This is a genomic window from Brenneria izadpanahii (assembly GCF_017569925.1).
Taxonomy (GTDB): domain Bacteria; phylum Pseudomonadota; class Gammaproteobacteria; order Enterobacterales; family Enterobacteriaceae; genus Brenneria; species Brenneria izadpanahii.
Genome location: NZ_CP050854.1, coordinates 2,787,303 through 2,804,620 on the forward strand (window position 1 = coordinate 2,787,303; position 17,318 = coordinate 2,804,620).

Genomic DNA, 17,318 nt, shown 5'->3' on the forward strand with positions numbered 1-17,318 from the left:
TATGAAAAATTCGCACGCTGAACACGCCGCTGCGCCGGCCAACGGCATTATCCCACGGCAAGGGAAAACCTTCCGTCTGCCGACAACGGTGCGCGGTTTTCTGCGCAATCCGGCCGGATTGACCGGGTTACTGTTGCTTCTGGCGGTGTTTCTTATGGCGCTGATAGCCCCCTTCGCCTATCCCGGCGATCCCCTCGATATGGTGGCGCAGCCGTTCCTGTGGCCGGGACAGGACGCCAGCTATCCGTTGGGGACCGACTCCCTGGGGCGCGACGTCGTCGCCGGCATCGTGCACGGCGCGCAGGTGTCGCTGCTGATCGGCTTCTGCGCGGTGCTGGTCAGTCTGCTCATCGGCATGCTGGTAGGCAGCCTGGCCGGTTATTTCGGCGGCCGCGTCGATAGCGTGCTGGTGCATATCACGGAATTGTTTCAGACCTTCCCCACCTTCCTGCTGGTGGTGGTGCTGGTGGCCATCGGTCAGCCTTCGGTAACGCTGATCTCCACCGCCATCGGCATCGCCTCCTGGCCGACCATCGCGCGTCTGGTGCGCGCCGAGTTCCGATCGCTGCGCGAAAGCGACTTCGTGCTGGCCGCCCGCAGCCAGGGCTTCTCCAGCCTGCGCATCATCCTGCAGGAGATGCTGCCCAATGCGCTGCCGTCGATTATCGTCACCACCTCGGTGATGGTGGCCTCGGCCATTCTGATTGAATCGGCGCTCGCTTTCCTCGGCTTTGGCGACCCTAATCGCGTTAGTTGGGGCTCGATGATCGGCGCCGGACGCGAATCGCTGCGCACCGCCTGGTATCTGACGGCATTGCCGGGCGGCGTGCTGGTGCTGACCGTGTTATCGCTCAATCTGGTGGGCGATGCGCTCAATGATGCGCTGAACCCACGCCTGCGGGAGAGAAACGCATGACGCCGTTACTGGATATTCAAGATCTGCACGTCGACTTTCCCGGCCATCAGGCGGTGCGCGGTTTGAATCTAACCATTCAGACCGGAGAAACCCTGGCGCTGGTGGGAGAATCCGGCTGCGGCAAATCGGCCACCGCCCTGTCGCTGATGCGCCTGGTCGCCGAGCCGGGGCGCATCAGCGGCCGGATTCTGTTTGAAGGGCGGGATCTGCTGGCGCTGCCCGCGGTAAAGATGCGCCAACTGCGCGGCAACGCCATTTCGATGATTTTTCAGGAGCCGATGACGTCGCTCAACCCGGTGCTGTCCATCGGTAAACAGATCGAAGAAACGCTGCGGTTGCACCAGTCGCTGAAGCCGGCCGTTGCCCGCGCCAGAGCCATCGAGCTGCTTGACCTGGTCAAAATTCCCGAACCAGGCCGGCGCATCGACGACTATCCGCATAACCTATCCGGCGGCCAACGCCAGCGGGTGATGATCGCTATGGCCGTCGCCTGCCGGCCCCGTCTGCTGATCGCCGACGAACCCACCACGGCGCTGGACGTCACCATTCAGGCGCAGATCCTTGAACTGCTCGATCGCCTGCGGCGCGAGCTATCGATGAGCCTGTTGCTGATCACCCACGATCTGGGACTGGTGGCGCGCTGGGCCGACCGGGTCGCCGTGATGTACGCCGGCCGCAAGGTGGAGGAAGCGCCGACGGCGCAACTGTTCTCCTCGCCGGCGCACCGCTATACGCAAGGACTGCTCGCGACGTCGTTGCATATGGAACAGGATACGCACTATCACACCGGCCGGCTGGCGGAGATCCGCCACGCTACGCAAAACGATGAGCCGACGTTCACCCTGTTCACGCCGCCGCCGCTGCCCGCCCGCACGCCCGACCGGACCGGACGCCCGCTGCTATCGTTGAAGAACATCCGCACCGAATACCAGACGGCGCAGGGCCGCATCGCCGCCGTGGACGGCGTGTCGCTGGATATTTTTCCCGGCGAAACGCTGGGGCTGGTGGGGGAATCCGGCTGCGGCAAATCCACGTTGTCGAAAACCATCCTGCGCCTGCTGCCGTCCGCGCAGGGACAGGTGATCCTCGACGGTCAGGACATTACCCGCCTGAAAGAGTCGCAGCTACAACCGCTGCGCCGCCAGGTGCAGATGATATTTCAGGATCCCTACGCCTCGCTCAACCCCCGTCACGATATCCGCCATATTCTCGAAATACCGCTGGTCGTGCATGGTATCGGCGATAAAGCCGAGCGCCGGCGCATGGTCCGGCAGATGATCGATCGCGTCGGCCTGGCGCAGAATAGCCTGGAACGTTACCCGCATGAGTTTTCCGGCGGTCAGCGCCAGCGCATCGGGATTGCCCGATCGCTGATCGTACAGCCGCGGCTGGTGATCTGCGATGAGCCGGTCTCGGCGCTCGATGTTTCCATCCAGGCCCAGATTCTCAATCTGCTGGTGGAACTGAAGAACGATATGGGACTGTCGCTGTTGTTCATCTCGCACGATCTGGCGGTGGTGCGTTATATCGCCGATCGGGTGATGGTGATGCAGTACGGACGCTGCGTGGAAAGCGGCGATCACCGCCAGATCTGGCAACAGCCGCAGCATCCCTACACCCGGCTGCTGATTGACGCGGTGCCGCGCGGCCGGCGCCATTCGGCCCCGATGCGGCAGGCCGCGGCCTGGTAATCCACTGGAGCATCCGCTATGAATTTAGGCATTGAAGGTAAAAAAGCGCTGGTGTGGGGCGGCAACCGCGGACTGGGTAAAGCCGCCGCGCTACAGCTGGCGCGGGAAGGCGCGCAGGTAACGCTGCTGGCCAGAACCGCCGCCAGTCTGCAACAGGCGCAGCAGGAGATCCGCAGGCTCTGCGGCGTCGCGCCGGCCGCGGTAGTCGCCGATATCACCACGGAACAGGGGCGCATGGCCGCATTGGCGAGCTGTCCTGAACCCGATATTTTGATTAATAACGCCAACGGTCCCGCTCCCGGCGATTTTCGCCAGTGGGATCGCCGGCAGTGGCTGGCGGCGCTTGACAGCATGATGCTCGGCCCGATTGAGATGATGCGCCTGACCGTCGACGGCATGACGGCGCGCGGTTTTGGCCGCATCGTCAATATCACGTCGCGCAGCGTCAAAACTCCCCAGTTAGAGCTAGGGCTGTCCAACAGCGCCCGCTCCGGCCTTACCGGCTTCGTCGCCGGTCTGGCGCGCACCGTGATCCAGCATAATGTCACCATCAACAATATTCTGCCCGGCATCTTCGCCACCGAAGGGCAATGGCGGCACATTGAAGAACTGGCGCGGCAAACCGGCCGCGACGCCGCCCAGATCCGGCAGGAACGCGCCCAGGCTAATCCGGCGCGGCGCTACGGCGAGCCGGAAGAGTTCGGCGCCGCCTGCGCCTTCCTGTGCTCGCGCCAGGCCGGTTTCATCACCGGACAGAATCTGCTCATCGACGGCGGCGGCTATCCCGGCGTCTTTTAGCTTCGGCCCGCGCGCCGCCCAGCACGAACCGGCCCCATTTCATCTCAGACAGGAAAATAGCCATGAAAGTGATTGTACTCGGCGCCGGCGTGATCGGCGTCACCACCGCCTGGTATCTGCGCCGGCAAGGGTTCGAGGTGGAACTGATCGACCGCCGGGACGGGCCGGGACAGGAGGCCAGTTTTGCCAACGCGGGCGGCGTATGCCCCGGCTTTTCCGGCCCCTGGGCCGCGCCGGGCATGATGGCGAAGGCGCTGTGCTGGCTGTTCGAGGAGCAGGCTCCGCTGAAATGGCGTCCGCGTCTTGATGTGAATCAGTGGCGCTGGCTGTGGCTATTCGCCCGCGAATGCCGGCTCGAACGCTACCGGACGAACAAGGCGCGCATGCAGCGCATCGCCCAGTATAGCCAACGCTGTCTGCGCGAACTGCGCGAGGAGACCGGCATCAATTATCAGCAGCAGGCGCTGGGCGTATTGCAGTTGTTCAGCACCCAGCAAGAGCTGGATATGGCCGCGCAGGCATCCCGCGTGCTGACGGAGTTCGGCGTCAGGCACCGTATCGTGGACGCCGCCGGGATCGGCGCGATTGAACCGGCGCTGGCGCAGGCCGCTATCCCATTGACCGGCGGGCTGCACCTGCCCGGCGACGAAACCGGCGACTGCGCCCTGTTTACCCAGGAACTGGCGCAACAGCTACAGCGGCAAGGCGTAAATTTCCATTTCGGCGCCACGATAACCCGACTGACGCAGGACGGACACCGGCAACGCATCGTCGGCGTGGAGACCGACCGCGGCCCGCTGACGGCGGACGCGGTGGTGGTCGCGCTGGGCAGCGACGCCGCCCGGCTGGTCAGGCCGCTTGGCGTCCGGCTGCCGATCTATCCGGTTAAAGGCTATTCCGTCACGCTGGATATCGACGATCCCGCCGCCGCTCCCCGCTCGTCGGTGATGTTCGAATCCCGCAAGGTGATGATCACCCGGCTCGGCAACCGGCTGCGGGTGGCCGGCATCGCCGCAGTGGACGATTACGCCACGCTGCCGGACGAAAAATCATGCGCCTTCGTCGCGGCCACCGCCCAAGCGCTGTTTCCCAACGCCGGAAACTATCGCGACATCCAGCCGTGGTGCGGCCTGCGCCCGATGACGCCGGACGGCCCCGGCTACGTCGGCAAAACCCCGTTCGCCGGGCTGTTTCTGGCCTGCGGCCAGGGCTCCAGCGGCTGGACTCAGGCGGCGGGCGTCGGACGTCTGGTCGCCGACGCGATTGCCGGCAATCCGGCAGAAATCGATCTGGAAGGGTTGACGCTGGCTCGGCATCTGTGACGCGGGGCGGGGATGTTGACCTCTATCATTCCCACCCGCTTTGCGGCTAAAACGCCGACCAACCGTATTTTTCAGCCAGCCCTAGCCGTTTGACGATATCGACGCCGCGCTGCAATGCCTCGCCTTGCAGATCGCGCAGCGGACGACGCAGACTGCCCGCCGGCAGCCCGACCGCGCGCATCAGCGACTTCACCGCCACCGGGTTAATGGCCGAATAGGTGTAGTGCAGCAGCGGCAAAAGATGTTGATAGGCCGCGCGGAAACGCTCGGCATCGCCCGGTTCGCGCCAGGGACGGGAAATTTCCGCCAGTTCGGCGGGGGCGATATTGCCGGTCATGTTCGCCGTACCGTGCCCGCCCAGCGACATGGTCGGCACCACCAGCCCCAGATTGGGCGAATCGCAGCACATGACGGAGACATCGGGGTTACCCGCCAGAACCTGGGCAACCTGCCCCACGCGCGTGGTGGATTCTTTATGAATAACGTAATTGGGGTGTTTGAAAATGCGTAATAGCGAATTCCAGTGCAGATCGGTTTTCACCCGCGGCGGATTATTATAAATCCCCAGCGGCAAATCCGTGGCGTCCGCGATTTCCAGAAAATAGCGTTCGATATCGTCTTCGCTGGCGCAAATATAGGCGGGCGCGGCCAAAATGGCCCCATCGGCGTCGTGTTCGCGGGCATATTTCACATAGTCGATACTGGCATCGGTATTATTTCCCGTGCAGCCATAAAATATTTTCATCTTGCCGGTTTTGAACTGCGCCGTGCGCCGGATAATTTCTTTTCGCTCTTCGGGAGACAGCATGGAAACCTCTCCCGTCGATCCCATGATCAATACCGCCGACGTGCCGTTACTTTCCTGAAAATGTAATAAGGTGCGAAACGCTTCATAGTCCACCGTGCCGTTTTCATTGAACGGGGTAATAATCGCCACAAAAGACCCGGTAATTAATTCGTTACTGTTACTCATCGCTGTCTCCCATACTCGCCATATTTCAATTAGTCCCTCCACCCAACCGCCCCCTTGTCAGGAGAGACGTACTGCATTAAAAACGCCGGTTTTTTCCTCCCCTGCGAAGGGGAAGGTTGGGGTGGGGTTAAATCCAGCAGGTTTGTCCGCCGCCGGTCGGTCATATTTGTTCCCGACGCACTCGTCTATCTCTTAGCGCGTTACGCGGCGCGCTATTTCAGCGGCGCCGCATTAAAGCCGGCCACGACGAAACGCAGCAAATTAGCCAGCACCTCATCGTCATCGTCGCTGTTACACAACCCGTGGGACATGATCGCCAGCCGCCCCGACTGCGGATCGGAATCGGCGAGCACATGCATGGCCGCGCCGCGCGCGAATTCATAGCGCCAAATGATCTCGGCCCGCGTCAGCTGCGGCGCGGCGCGTTCAAAAGCCGCAAAGAAACGTGCGGCGACATGATCAAACTTGTCGGAGACCAGCGCGGTGACGGATTCGCGCGGCGTAGCGCGCAGGTGTTGCAACAGCCGGACGGCGATACGCCCGCCGTCCGGGGCGCGCGCGCTTTTCACCAGCGGCCGGAGCAATGCGTCCAGTACCGCCTCAACCGGCAGCCTTTCGTGGCGATATTGCTCTTCCACCGCATCCAGCAGGCGGATACGCATCGCGTTCAGCGGATCCAGCACGGTATTGAGCACCGCTTTCAACAGGCCGTCCTTTGAGCCGAAGTAATAGTTCACCGCGGCGATATTGACGCGCGTCGCTTCGGTGATTTCACGGATCGTCGTCAGTTCCCCGCCCTTACTGGCAAAAATGTTGATCGCTTCGTTCAAGATCCTTTGCCTGACATCCGGCTCCCTGATTTCCGCTTCTGCTTTGGTTTCTGCCACGTTGTCATTCTCCTTCGGAGGTAAATATCAATATTGGCCTGCGCTAGCCAAATAGCCGATGGCACATCATAAAGAGATTAAAACAACTATTTGAAATGCTTTTTTTAACTTTCCATAGTTGAATTCCGCCGCTGCGGAAAATAGAGCGTTAACAGGGGGAAAATAGCGGCGTCATTTAGAATGCCGTCCAGCGGGGAAAATCACTTAACCTATTTAATGTATTAACTTATCAGGAATAAACCTTTGACCAATAATAGTTCGGTTGTTAATTTTTTATTTCCCTTCTTTTTATAAAAAACCGATATATGACTGATATCTTGGCTGAAAAACTCATCGCCTGGCGCCGGGAATTGCATCAATATCCGGAGCTTTCGAATAATGAATACCGGACGACGGAAAAAATCACCGGGTGGCTACGCGGAGCGGGCATCGATATTCTGCCGCTGCCGCTGAAAACCGGCGTGGCGGCGCAGATCGGACGCCATGACGGCCCCACCATCGCCCTGCGGGCGGATATTGACGCCTTGCCCATTGATGAGCAGACGGCGCAGCCATTTACTTCCCGCCATAAGGGCGTGATGCACGCCTGCGGGCACGATGTGCATACCTCAATCATGTTGGGCGCGGCCCTATTGCTTAAAGCGCGCGAATCGCAACTGGCCGGCAACGTGCGGATTTTGTTCCAGCCGGCGGAAGAAACCTTCAATGGCGCCAATCAGTTGATTGAAGCGGGCGCATTACAAGGCGTCAGCGCGATTTTTGGCGGCCACAATGCCCCCGGACTGCCGGTAGGCGAATTCGCCACGCGCAGCGGCCCGATGCACGCCAACGTCGATCGCTTCGAAATTTTAGTGCGCGGCAAGGGAGCGCACGCCGCCTACCCGGAACAAGGGGTGGATAGCATCGTGGTCGCCGCGCAACTCATTACCGCGCTGCAAACGCTGCCAAGCCGCAGCTTCGGCGCGCTGGACTCGGTATTGGTCAGCGTCACGCGGGTCAGCGGCGGCAACACCTGGAACGTACTGCCTGAACGGGTGGAGTTGGAAGGCACCGTGCGAACCCATAGCGTGGAAATCAGAAAGGCCATCCCGCAAAAACTCGCCGCGCTGATCGGCAATATCGCGGCCGGGTTTGGCGCGCAAGCGGAGCTACGCTGGCACGCCGGTCCGCCTACGCTCATCAATAGCAGGGAATGGGCGGACTTCAGCAAGGCGGTGGCGGAAGAGACGGGCTATCGGGTACGCGATCAGCAGCCGCAGATGGGCGGCGAAGATTTTGCCTTTTATCTGCATCATGTTCCCGGCGTATTCGTCAATATCGGTTCGGCCAGCGAGTTCGGCCTGCATCACCCGCGGTTTAACCCTGACGAAGCCGCCATCCTACCCGCCGCGAACTACTTTAATCTTCTGGCGGGCAAAGCATTGCAAAAACTGGCGCAGCGATAAACCGCGAGCGGGGGCGGCTCTTCCGGTTACAGGCGCTGACCACCGCTGGCGTCAATACGTTGACCGGTGATCCATCTTCCGGCCTCACTGGCCAGGAAAGCGACCACCGCGGCAATATCCTCCGGTTGCCCCACCCGTCCGAGCGCCACGCTCTGCGCGATCAGCGCGGCGGATTGCGCATCGCGGGCGCGTGGGTTCATCTCGGTAGCCGTCGCCCCCGGCAACACCGCATTCACCGTTATCCCCCGCTTCCCCAACTCGCCGGCCAACAACACGCTCAGGGTTTCAAGCGCCGCTTTTGCCGGGGCATAAGCCGCCATATCCGCAAATGCGGCACGGGTACTCATCGACGATATATTAATAATTCGTCCGCCATCGCGCAGTAGAGGAAGCGCTTGCTGAATCAGGAAAAAAGGCGACACGAAATTGACCTGCAACATTGTGTCAAGCTGCGCCGGAGTAATTTCAGCAATCGTCGCACGACCGTCCAGGCCGGCGTTATTCACTAAAATATCAAATCCCGGCTCGCCGTAGCGACGGATAAGCTCCGACCGTAATTGCCCGATCAGCGTAAACGCGCCGTCCGGATCGTCCAGGTCGGCGGAAACAGCGAATGCCTGAACGCCGGCCTGTTCTATTTGCGCAACCAGTTGGGCGGTTTCCTCCCGCCGGTGATGAAAATGCGCCGCCACAATTACGCCCTGAGCGGCCAGCGCAAGTGCGATGGCCCGGCCGATCCCACGGCTTGCGCCGGTCACCAGCGCAATCTTAGGAATGTCGGTTGCCATTTTCGACCTCCCGCCGTGGAGCAGCCCAGGTGTTATGCGCTTCCAATTCCCGGGCTAATTGCAGCAAGGCATGGCGATCCACCTTGTTGGTTCCCGCCCAGGGAAGTTCATTGATAAAAGCGATGCGCCGGGGATGCTGATAGGCCGGGCCATGACGCAGTGTGTGCTGCCTGAGTTCCTCAGCGGCGAGGACATGCTCCGGATGAAGTACGACAAAAGCGACGGGCATCTGGCCGCGCTCATCATCCGGCAAAGGGACCACGGCGGCCTGGCGCACCAGCGGATGCGACTCCAACGTTTTCTCCACCTCAACGGGAAAGATATTCTCTCCCGAGCAGACAAACATGTCGTCCGCCCGCCCGGTAAAATAATAGAACCCCTGCTCATCACGATGCATCACATCGCCGCTGTAGTACCAGCCGTCATGAAACGCCTGCGCGCTTTTTTCCGGCAGCCGGTGATACCCAGGAGTTACCGCCGGGTTGCGCATACACAACACGCCTTCATTTTCCGTTGGGCCGTCAACCAGCTTCACCTCGCCTGCGGACAACGGATAGCCTAATGCCAGCGGCGGAGTCGGGATACCGTCGGGATGCGGTCCGAACACCGCCGGTCCCGCCTCCGTCGTACCGTAACCGTGCGTGATAACCGCATGAGGAAACGCGGCCTGAATACGCGCCAGCAGCGAAAGCGACATCGGAGCCGAGCCCAGCATCAGTTTGCTAAGCGCGGAAAAATCATGCCCTTCCAGTAAACGGCCGTCGCCAATCAGGCGGGCGAACATGGTGGGCACCGCAGTGACGATATTTATCCGGTAACGCGAAAGCGCATCCACGTAGCGTTTCACGTCAAAAGACGGCAAAACCACCAACAGACCATTGGCCGCAAAGACCCGCTTGGCCAGAAACAGACCGTTCATATGAAACAGCGGCTGAGCCAGCAGATAGCGGGACTGCGGGCCGTCCGGCTCTACCCCGCCGCTGCGGGTGACGCGCAGCGCCCAGAGCTGTCCCTGATGAGTCAACGGCACCCCTTTAGGGCGGCCGGTGGAGCCGGAGGTGTACAGGATCATCGCCAGATCGCCGGGGGCCGGCGCCACGCTGTCAAACGTCTGCGGGACAATACGCCGCCAGGAACCCTCGGCCGTCTGTCCGTCGAAATTAACCAACGTCATAGCCGCAGGCAAATTCGCTTTTTGCAGAATGGCGTGCCGGGCGTCATCGACGAACACCAGACGGATACCCGCATCCGCCAGCAGATACTCAAGCGTCGCCGTCGGCACTTTTATATTCAGCGGTACCGCCACCAGCCCGGCACGCATAATGCCAAAATACGCCGCCAGATATTCGGCCCGATTCAGCGAAGCGATGCCCACCGTGCTGCCGCGCGGCAGACCGAGGCTGGTGAGAAAACTCGCCACGCCGCCGGACAGCAGGTCGATTTGCTGATGGCTCCAGATCCGCGGCGATGCCTCGTCACGTAAATCGATAATGGCGTCACGTTGCAAATCGCTTTGGCGGTCGATAAGGTCGCCAAGATTTTTAATGTCGGAAGTCATGATAATTCCTCAGAACGGCCATGGCCGAGTGGTTAAGCAGTAATGTCAATGATCGGGAAATGGCAGGCAACCCGGCGCCGCTCGCCGCAGTCACGCAATTGCGGCCGTTCCAAACGGCAGCGCTCGCCGGCATGGGAACAGCGAGTGTGAAACGGGCAGCCGTCCGGGGGCGACAGCGGGCTGGGCGGTTCGCCCGTCAGCAGATTCTGCGCGCGCGCCGCGCGGGGATCGGCCACCGGCGCCGCAGAGAGCAACGCCAACGTATAAGGGTGCGCCGGGTTGGCCCAAATTTGCCGGGTAGGCCCGCTTTCCACAATTCGCCCCAGATACATCACCAATAGACGATCGGCGATATACTCCACGACCGACAGATCATGGGAAATAAACAGATAGGCCACGCCGGTTCGATGTTGCAGGTCGCGCATCAGGTTGATCACCTGGGCGCGCACCGACACATCCAGCGCCGAGACCGGCTCATCGCAAATAATCGCTTTAGGTTCCAGAATCAAAGCGCGGGCAATGCCGATCCGCTGCCGCTGTCCGCCGGAAAATTCATGCGGATAGCGGGATGCGGCGGCGGCGGGCAGCCCCACCAGCTCCAGCAGTTCGCCGACCCGGCGACGAATCGCCGCCTTTCCCCAGCCGGCGACCTCCAACGGGCGGCCGATGCTTTTACCGATGCGTTGGCGCGGGTTCAACGATCCCTGCGGATCCTGAAACATCATCTGGATATCCGCGCGGTAGGGCTGCAACGCCCTGCGGTTCAGATGGGTGATATCGTCGCCATTGACTTTTATCCGCCCGCCGCTGCTGGCGATAAGCCGCATGACCGCTTTACCCAGCGTGGATTTTCCGCAGCCGGACTCCCCTACCAGCCCGACGGTTTCGCCGGGCCACAGGGATAGATCCACGCCCGATAGGGCATAAACCCGCCCTCGTCCCGTGGGGTAACTCACCTGTAGATTTTGCACCTCAAGCACGGCATTCATGATCGCCATCCTCCATTAGCCTGGCGGATCGCCGCCGATACGTCCTGCTCCGCATTCCAGCAGGCCGCCAGATGATCGCGGCGTAACGCCTCTAGCGCAGGCCGCTGCCGCCGACACCGATCCGTAACATACAGGCACCGATCGGCGAAGGCGCATCCCGCCGGCAGCTCGCCAAGAGACGGCACCCTGCCGGGAATATCCAGCAGCCGCTGGTTCGGCTGCCCGGATGTCGGCGTGGCGCGCAGCAATCCTTGGGTATAGGGATGCAGCGGATGGTCGAACAGCTCCAACACCGGCGCTTCTTCGACTTTTTTTCCGGCATACATCACCGCCACGCGCTGGGCCATGGCCGCCACTACGCCTAAATCATGGGTAATCAGCATCAGCGCCATACCGGTATCGCGCTGAAGTTCGCGTAATAAAGCGAGGATCTGCGCCTGGATGGTCACATCCAGCGCCGTAGTCGGTTCATCGGCGATCAGCACGGCCGGCTTACAGGCAATCGCAATGGCGATCATGACGCGCTGAGACATGCCGCCGGAGAGACGATGGGGATATTCGCGCATACGGCGAGGCGCATCGGGAATATGCACCTGTTCCAGTAATTCAATCCCCCGCCGCCACGCCTCGCGCAGGGATAAGCCAAGATGCGCCCGCAGCACTTCGCTCAGCTGATCGCCGACGGTTTTGACCGGATTGAGCGAACTCATCGGGTCCTGAAAAATCATCGCCAGCCGGCGGCCCCGCAGACGCCGCATTTTACCTTCGCTCAACGCCGCGATATTCTGCCGTTCAAACCAGATCTCTCCCCCGCCGATGCACACCGAGGGCGCAGGCAGCAAGCCCATCAACGCCAGCGCGGTCAGCGATTTTCCGCAGCCGGACTCGCCGACCACCGCCAGCGTTTCGCCCGCATGCAGCGTCAGTGAAACGTCGTCCAGCGCCTTGATCCGCCGGCGTCTGCCGACGATATCCACCGTCAGATTGTTGACTTCCAGCACCGTATTCATGGGCGATCCCGCAGCTTCGGGTTCAAAGCGTCGTTTAGCCCGTCGCCCAACAGGTTTAGCGCCAATACCGCCAGCATAATCGCCACGCCGGGCACCGCGCAGATATACCAGGAGGAGCGGATAAGCGTGCGGCCTTCGCCCACCAGCCGTCCCCAACTGGCAAGATTGGGATCGCCAAGGCCGAGAAATGAGATGACCGACTCATAGAGGATCGCCCCGGCGACCACCAGAGAGGAAAGCACGATGACCGGCGGCATCACGTTGGGCAGGATTTCCGCCACAATGATCCGGGTATTGCCCATGCCGCAGGCGCGGCAGGCCTGCACAAATTCGCGTTCTTTCACCGAAAGGAATTCGGCGCGGGTCAGCCGGGCAATGGGTTGCCAGGAAACCAGACCGACCGCGACGATGATATTGGCGATATGGGGGCCGAGAATCGCCACCACCGTCAGTACGAAGACCACATTGGGAATGATTTGGAACAGCTCGGCGATACGCATCAATACTTCATCCACCCAACCGCCGAACCAGGCGGCGGCGGCCCCGACCGCCACGCCGAGGGTCGTCGCCGCCACGCTGGCCGTCAGGCCAATCATCAGCGTGGCGCGGCTGCCGTGCATAATCAACGCGGCGATGTCGCGGCCAAGGGAATCGGTGCCCAGCGGGTAGCGGGCATCGGTAAACGGCCAGATCTCCGGTATGGCGACGATGCGCAGCGGATCGACCGGATAAATCCAGTCGGCGCTCAATGCGGCGATCAGAATAATCAGCACGATGAACGCTCCGAAAACCGCGCCCCGGTTGCGGCAAAAATGGCGCAAGAATTGCCGGTACGGCGCACCTTCGGCGGCTAATGGCGTAATCACAGACATTTTCATTCAGCTCCGAATCCGCGGATCCAGACGGAAATAAATCGCGTCCACCAGAATATTAATCACAATCACCACCAGCGAACTGAGCACCAATACCCCCAGCACCACGGGATAGTTGCGGCTCATCACGCTGTCGAATAGAACCTGGCCGATGCCGGGCCAACTGAACACGGACTCCACCACGATACTGCCGCCCAGCACGGTGCCAAGCTGTAGACCGAACAGCGTCACCACCGGCAGCAGCGCGTTGCGCATAACGTGTCCGATCACCACCCGCAGACGCCCCAGTCCCCGGCCGCGGGCGGCGCGCACAAAATCCAGCTGTGCGATCTCCAGCATCGAGGCCCGCATGACCCGCGCGTAGGTCGCCGCGTAAAACAGGCCGAGGGTCAGCGCGGGCAGCACCAAATGGTGGAGAATATCGAGACATCGTCCCCAGAGCGTTTCATCCGCGCCGATCTCCTCCATGCCGCCCACCGGAAACCAGCCGAGCTTCACGGCGAACAGAATAATCATCATGATGCCGAGCCAAAAACTCGGCGCGGCGAAACAGAGCACGGACAGCGCGGAAATAAGCGAATCCCACAGGCTGTTCACCCGCACCGCCGCCAGCGCGCCGGCGCTGATGCCCACCAACAGCGCCACGGAAATGCTGGCCAGCATCAGGATCAGCGTTGCGGGTAAATGCGCGAGGATAACCTCCAGCACCGGCATGTTCTGACGATAGGAGAAGCCCAGATCGAGGCGAGCCACCGCGCCGATATATTTCAGCAACTGTAGCCAGGCCGGTTGATCGAGGCCGTAAAGCGACCGCAACCGTTCGATCATCGCCGGATCGGTCACCTGCTGTTCGGCGGTCATCACATCCAGCAGATCGCCGGGAACCAGCTTCATCAGGATGAAGTTGATGATAATCACGCCGAGCAACAGCGGAACGCCCTGCAACAACCGGCGAAAGATCAACCGCGCCATGCCGTTACTCCGCCAGCCATATATCATTGAGCGAACTGCCCTGCACATTCGCGGCGGTGGTGAAATTCCGCACGTTTTTACGCGCCAGCGTATAGGACTGCATTTCCACTAACGGAACGATCGGCACATCGGTGCTGGCTAGACGGGCAAACTGATGGATCAGATCCCGCCGCTGGTTTTCATCGGTTTCAATGGTGATTTTCCCGACCAATTCGTCCATCTCCGGGCTGCTGTAGCCGGTGGCGTTGCGGAATGCGCCGCCCTTGACAATGCCGTCGGTGGTGAAAAATTGGGTTACCGTCGGCACCGGCTCCAACGGAGAGGTGTAGTTGGAGATGGCGATATCGTAATCGTAATCGCTGTAAATCCGTTTTAACGCCGTCGCGCGATCGACGGAATCCAGCCGCACGCTAATATTGATATCCTCCAGCGCCTGTTTGAGATACTGGCCGAGTTTGGCGTTCTCCTCGAACCAGGCCGCCGCCAGCAAATTTACGGTAAAACGGCTGCCGTTCTTCACCGGCAGCCCGGCGGCATCGAGCAGCGCCGCGGCCTTTTTAACGTCGAATTCATATTGCGGCACATCATCGGTGTAAAACAGGGAATTGCTGCTGAAAATAGGCGCCAGCGCTGATTTGCCGCGGCCGAAATAGATGGTGTTGACGATAAACCGGCGATCGATGGCGTGCAGAATGGCCTGCCGGACTTCACGGCGATTAACATGTTCACGGCGCTGATTAAACTCGATCGTCACCGCCCAGGCGCTGTTTTCATAGCCGCTGGTATCCAGCACGACCTGTCCGCCTTTTACCAGGCGATCGACCTCCCGCGCCGGAACCGGATTGGAATAGCCCACGACCAACTGGCCCGTTTCCAGCGCCGCGGTACGGGATGCCGCATCCCCCCACCAGCGCACCAGCAGCTTATTCAGATAGGGCTGGTTGGGAGACCAGTAAGCGTCGTTGCGGCGGTAAGCCACGTAGCTGCCGCGCTCCCATTTATCAAAGACCCAGGGGCCGGTGCCTACCGGCCGGTTATTGAGCGGATTGGTCAGAATGTCCTTACCGGCATAGAGATGCTTCGGCAGCACCAGCTGGTATTGGCCCGCCAGAATCGACTTCAGGAAAAACTCCGGCACCGGGTTATCAAAGTTGAGCGTCACGGTGAAGGGATCGACGGCCGTGGCGCCGTTCAGCGATTTCAGCGCGATGCCGGCCGAAATGGCTTTCCAGTGTTCAAGCACGTTAAACACCACGTCCTCGGCGGTAAAATCGGTGCCGTCGTGCCATTTCACCCCTTGCCGCAGTTTGATTTCATAGCTTTTGAAATCGGCGGCGGGCACCACTGATTCCGCCAGTTCCGGCTGAAAACGCAGTTTGTTGTCCAGCTTGAGCAACCGTTCCAGTATTTTGGTGGAGGTCTGGAAAGGCGAGGATCCGCCGCCGCCGGGCACAAACAGCGCCTGCGGCTCAAGCCCGCCCCAGGAGATCACCAGCGTGCCGCCGCGGCGCGGGGCAGCAACGGCGCTTTCATCGGCAAAGGCGTCGCCGATCAGGCGAAAGCCGGTCACCTGCGACGACAAAGCGGCAAAAGAGCCGCTCACCCCTAGGATGCGGAGGAAATTCCGGCGGGAAAAACGGTCGGTCATATAGACGCTCCTGTTGATGCGGTTCCGGTGGCGTAACTTGCCCGGCCGATAGCCAGCAAAACATGTTGTTCGTTATAAACATCCACATCGGCAACGCCCACGCTGCGGCCGTTGCGGCGCACGCGCGCCACCACCCGCAGCGAGGTGTCGACCGCCGGCCGCAGATAATCCACGCGAAAGTTAATGGTGGGCAGCCCCTCGCCGACGATCATGGCCAGCGCGAAGTCGCCGACGGTATCGATAATCGACGCCAGCGGGCCGCCGTGCCACTGGCCGCTCCCCGCGATGCGTTCAAATTCGGCGCGCATCGGCACCGTGACGGTCAGCGTTTGCTGGTCGTAATCCACGGATTCGACCTTTAAATTCAGCCAGTGGATAAAAGGCGAGGCGCGAAATTTCTCTTCGATTTGCGTTTGACTTAACCGCGTACTCATACCACCACCACCTTGCCGATAACCTGACGCTGTTCCAGCGAGGCCAGCGCTTCGGCCCCCTGCTCCAGCGGCCATTGACGATCGATCAGGACATTGAGTTTTTTCTCCCGCACCAGGGTCAGCAGGCGGTGCAGATCTTCTCTTTCCCAGCCGTTGGAGCCGCGGATTTGCAACTCATAGGTCCAGATGTAGCGGATATCTTCCGCCGGATTGAAACCGGCGGTGGCGCCGCAGGTCAGCAGGCGGCCGCCGACGCGCAGGCAGCGCAGGGATTTCACCCAGGTGTCGCCGCCGGTAAAATTAACCACCACATCGACGCCGCCAGGTTGAGCCGCACTACGCTGGCGCGCCGGTTTGCCATAGCGCTGGAACACCTGCTTCATAAAATCTTCCTCGGTATAGCGGATGACATGATCCGCGCCGAGCTGGCGCAGGCGTTGCGCCTTCTCTTCGCTACCGGCGCAGGCAATCACCTGCGCGCCGGCCAGTTTGGCCAGTTGCACGCAGCAGACGCCCACGCCGCCGCTGGCGCCCAATATCAAAACCTTTTCCCCCGGCCGGATCTGGCCGATGGCGGTTATCATGCGGAATGCGGTGCCATAGGCCACAGGCAGCGCCGCCGCTTCGGCAAAGCCGATATCGTCGGGCAAGGCGATAAGCTGATGAGCCGGCACCCGGCATAATTCGGCCAGGCCGCCATGCGTGGTTTCCCCGACCAGTCCGCCTTCAACCCGGTTGATCGGATCCACCACAACCCGATCGCCGATGTTCCAGCCCTGAACGTTTTCGCCAAGCGCGATAATTTCTCCGGCGACATCCAGGCCGATAATAATCGGGAAAGACAAATGAATCCCCGGCATACCGCGGCGGGTGAAAACATCATGATAATTCAGCGAAGCGGCCCGAACGCGTAATAGAACCTCGTTCTTAGCTGGAATGGGGTCGGGAAAGTCGCATTCAAAACGCAACTTATCATTGCCGCCGTGTTCACGTAACACTATGGCTTTCATATATT

The 17,318-nt window shown here is 60.8% G+C and carries 16 protein-coding genes; 5 read left to right on the forward strand and 11 right to left on the reverse strand.

From position 1 onward, the window contains the following. The first annotated feature begins 1 nt into the window (after position 1). From HC231_RS12560 to HC231_RS12575, 4 genes are all read left to right on the forward strand, one after another. Entirely contained in the window at positions 2–916 is a 915-nt protein-coding gene (locus HC231_RS12560; RefSeq protein ID WP_208226980.1) for an ABC transporter permease, read from the forward strand. Then, positions 913–2,607, forward strand: coding sequence for an ABC transporter ATP-binding protein (locus tag HC231_RS12565; protein ID WP_208226981.1), 1,695 nt, complete (start codon positions 913–915; stop codon positions 2,605–2,607). The genes HC231_RS12560 and HC231_RS12565 overlap by 4 nt, the downstream gene beginning before the upstream one ends. Before the next feature lie 18 nt (positions 2,608–2,625). Further along, positions 2,626–3,405 carry an SDR family oxidoreductase gene (locus HC231_RS12570; protein ID WP_208226982.1) on the forward strand — a complete coding sequence of 260 codons (780 nt, stop codon included), beginning with the start codon at positions 2,626–2,628 and terminating at the stop codon, positions 3,403–3,405. 62 nt (positions 3,406–3,467) lie between these two features. Further along, on the forward strand, positions 3,468–4,727 hold the full coding sequence (locus HC231_RS12575) for a D-amino acid dehydrogenase (protein ID WP_208226983.1): 1,260 nt from the start codon (positions 3,468–3,470) through the stop codon (positions 4,725–4,727). Positions 4,728–4,773: 46 nt separating this feature from the next. Here the strand turns inward: HC231_RS12575 and HC231_RS12580 are convergent, their stop codons facing one another. Together HC231_RS12580 and HC231_RS12585 are read right to left on the reverse strand one after the other, a co-directional pair. Beyond that, positions 4,774–5,700, reverse strand: coding sequence for a 4-hydroxy-tetrahydrodipicolinate synthase family protein (locus HC231_RS12580; RefSeq protein ID WP_208226984.1), 927 nt, complete (start codon positions 5,698–5,700; stop codon positions 4,774–4,776). A 212-nt stretch (positions 5,701–5,912) separates the two neighbouring features. After that, positions 5,913–6,587, reverse strand: a complete 675-nt coding sequence (locus HC231_RS12585; protein WP_208226985.1) for a TetR/AcrR family transcriptional regulator — start codon at positions 6,585–6,587, stop codon at positions 5,913–5,915. A gap of 305 nt (positions 6,588–6,892) precedes the next feature. On the opposite strand from HC231_RS12585, the gene HC231_RS12590 reads away from it, so the two are divergent. Then, positions 6,893–8,032 (forward strand): amidohydrolase, encoded by a 1,140-nt coding sequence (locus HC231_RS12590; protein ID WP_208226986.1) that lies wholly within the window; start codon positions 6,893–6,895, stop codon positions 8,030–8,032. 26 nt (positions 8,033–8,058) lie between these two features. Here the strand turns inward: HC231_RS12590 and HC231_RS12595 are convergent, their stop codons facing one another. The 9 genes from HC231_RS12595 to HC231_RS12635 are packed head-to-tail and all read right to left on the reverse strand — an operon-like array spanning position 8,059 to position 17,313. Then, positions 8,059–8,820 carry an SDR family oxidoreductase gene (locus tag HC231_RS12595; protein ID WP_208226987.1) on the reverse strand — a complete coding sequence of 254 codons (762 nt, stop codon included), beginning with the start codon at positions 8,818–8,820 and terminating at the stop codon, positions 8,059–8,061. After that, positions 8,801–10,378, reverse strand: coding sequence for a class I adenylate-forming enzyme family protein (locus tag HC231_RS12600; protein ID WP_208226988.1), 1,578 nt, complete (start codon positions 10,376–10,378; stop codon positions 8,801–8,803). Before HC231_RS12600 ends, HC231_RS12595 begins: the two co-directional genes overlap by 20 nt. A gap of 32 nt (positions 10,379–10,410) precedes the next feature. After that, positions 10,411–11,376, reverse strand: coding sequence for an ABC transporter ATP-binding protein (locus HC231_RS12605; RefSeq protein WP_425490395.1), 966 nt, complete (start codon positions 11,374–11,376; stop codon positions 10,411–10,413). Further along, a complete protein-coding gene (locus HC231_RS12610; RefSeq protein WP_208226990.1) occupies positions 11,364–12,377 on the reverse strand; it encodes an ABC transporter ATP-binding protein in 1,014 nt (337 codons plus the stop codon). The genes HC231_RS12605 and HC231_RS12610 overlap by 13 nt, the downstream gene beginning before the upstream one ends. Continuing rightward, complete coding sequence (locus HC231_RS12615; RefSeq protein ID WP_246494480.1) at positions 12,374–13,255, reverse strand: ABC transporter permease; 882 nt, start codon at positions 13,253–13,255, stop codon at positions 12,374–12,376. Before HC231_RS12615 ends, HC231_RS12610 begins: the two co-directional genes overlap by 4 nt. Then, positions 13,256–14,221: an ABC transporter permease gene (locus HC231_RS12620; protein WP_208226991.1), complete on the reverse strand. Its 966-nt coding sequence runs from the start codon at positions 14,219–14,221 to the stop codon at positions 13,256–13,258. 4 nt (positions 14,222–14,225) lie between these two features. After that, positions 14,226–15,869, reverse strand: coding sequence for an ABC transporter substrate-binding protein (locus HC231_RS12625; RefSeq protein WP_208226992.1), 1,644 nt, complete (start codon positions 15,867–15,869; stop codon positions 14,226–14,228). Continuing rightward, a complete protein-coding gene (locus tag HC231_RS12630; RefSeq protein WP_208226993.1) occupies positions 15,866–16,303 on the reverse strand; it encodes a PaaI family thioesterase in 438 nt (145 codons plus the stop codon). The genes HC231_RS12625 and HC231_RS12630 overlap by 4 nt, the downstream gene beginning before the upstream one ends. Further along, positions 16,300–17,313 (reverse strand): quinone oxidoreductase family protein, encoded by a 1,014-nt coding sequence (locus HC231_RS12635; protein WP_208226994.1) that lies wholly within the window; start codon positions 17,311–17,313, stop codon positions 16,300–16,302. Before HC231_RS12635 ends, HC231_RS12630 begins: the two co-directional genes overlap by 4 nt. Positions 17,314–17,318 lie beyond the last annotated feature (5 nt).

Bases quoted from the DNA above. Each gene is read 5' to 3' on its own strand.
- HC231_RS12595 (WP_208226987.1), bottom strand. From the start codon at position 8,820: ATGGCAACCGACATTCCTAAGATTGCGCTGGTGACCGGCGCAAGCCGT.
- HC231_RS12560 (WP_208226980.1), top strand. From the start codon at position 2: ATGAAAAATTCGCACGCTGAACACGCCGCTGCGCCGGCCAACGGCATT.
- HC231_RS12580 (WP_208226984.1), bottom strand. From the start codon at position 5,700: ATGAGTAACAGTAACGAATTAATTACCGGGTCTTTTGTGGCGATTATT.
- HC231_RS12610 (WP_208226990.1), bottom strand. From the start codon at position 12,377: ATGAATACGGTGCTGGAAGTCAACAATCTGACGGTGGATATCGTCGGC.
- HC231_RS12635 (WP_208226994.1), bottom strand. From the start codon at position 17,313: ATGAAAGCCATAGTGTTACGTGAACACGGCGGCAATGATAAGTTGCGT.
- HC231_RS12575 (WP_208226983.1), top strand. From the start codon at position 3,468: ATGAAAGTGATTGTACTCGGCGCCGGCGTGATCGGCGTCACCACCGCC.
- HC231_RS12565 (WP_208226981.1), top strand. From the start codon at position 913: ATGACGCCGTTACTGGATATTCAAGATCTGCACGTCGACTTTCCCGGC.
- HC231_RS12620 (WP_208226991.1), bottom strand. From the start codon at position 14,221: ATGGCGCGGTTGATCTTTCGCCGGTTGTTGCAGGGCGTTCCGCTGTTG.
- HC231_RS12625 (WP_208226992.1), bottom strand. From the start codon at position 15,869: ATGACCGACCGTTTTTCCCGCCGGAATTTCCTCCGCATCCTAGGGGTG.
- HC231_RS12615 (WP_246494480.1), bottom strand. From the start codon at position 13,255: ATGAAAATGTCTGTGATTACGCCATTAGCCGCCGAAGGTGCGCCGTAC.
- HC231_RS12570 (WP_208226982.1), top strand. From the start codon at position 2,626: ATGAATTTAGGCATTGAAGGTAAAAAAGCGCTGGTGTGGGGCGGCAAC.
- HC231_RS12590 (WP_208226986.1), top strand. From the start codon at position 6,893: ATGACTGATATCTTGGCTGAAAAACTCATCGCCTGGCGCCGGGAATTG.
- HC231_RS12630 (WP_208226993.1), bottom strand. From the start codon at position 16,303: ATGAGTACGCGGTTAAGTCAAACGCAAATCGAAGAGAAATTTCGCGCC.
- HC231_RS12600 (WP_208226988.1), bottom strand. From the start codon at position 10,378: ATGACTTCCGACATTAAAAATCTTGGCGACCTTATCGACCGCCAAAGC.
- HC231_RS12605 (WP_425490395.1), bottom strand. From the start codon at position 11,376: ATGGCGATCATGAATGCCGTGCTTGAGGTGCAAAATCTACAGGTGAGT.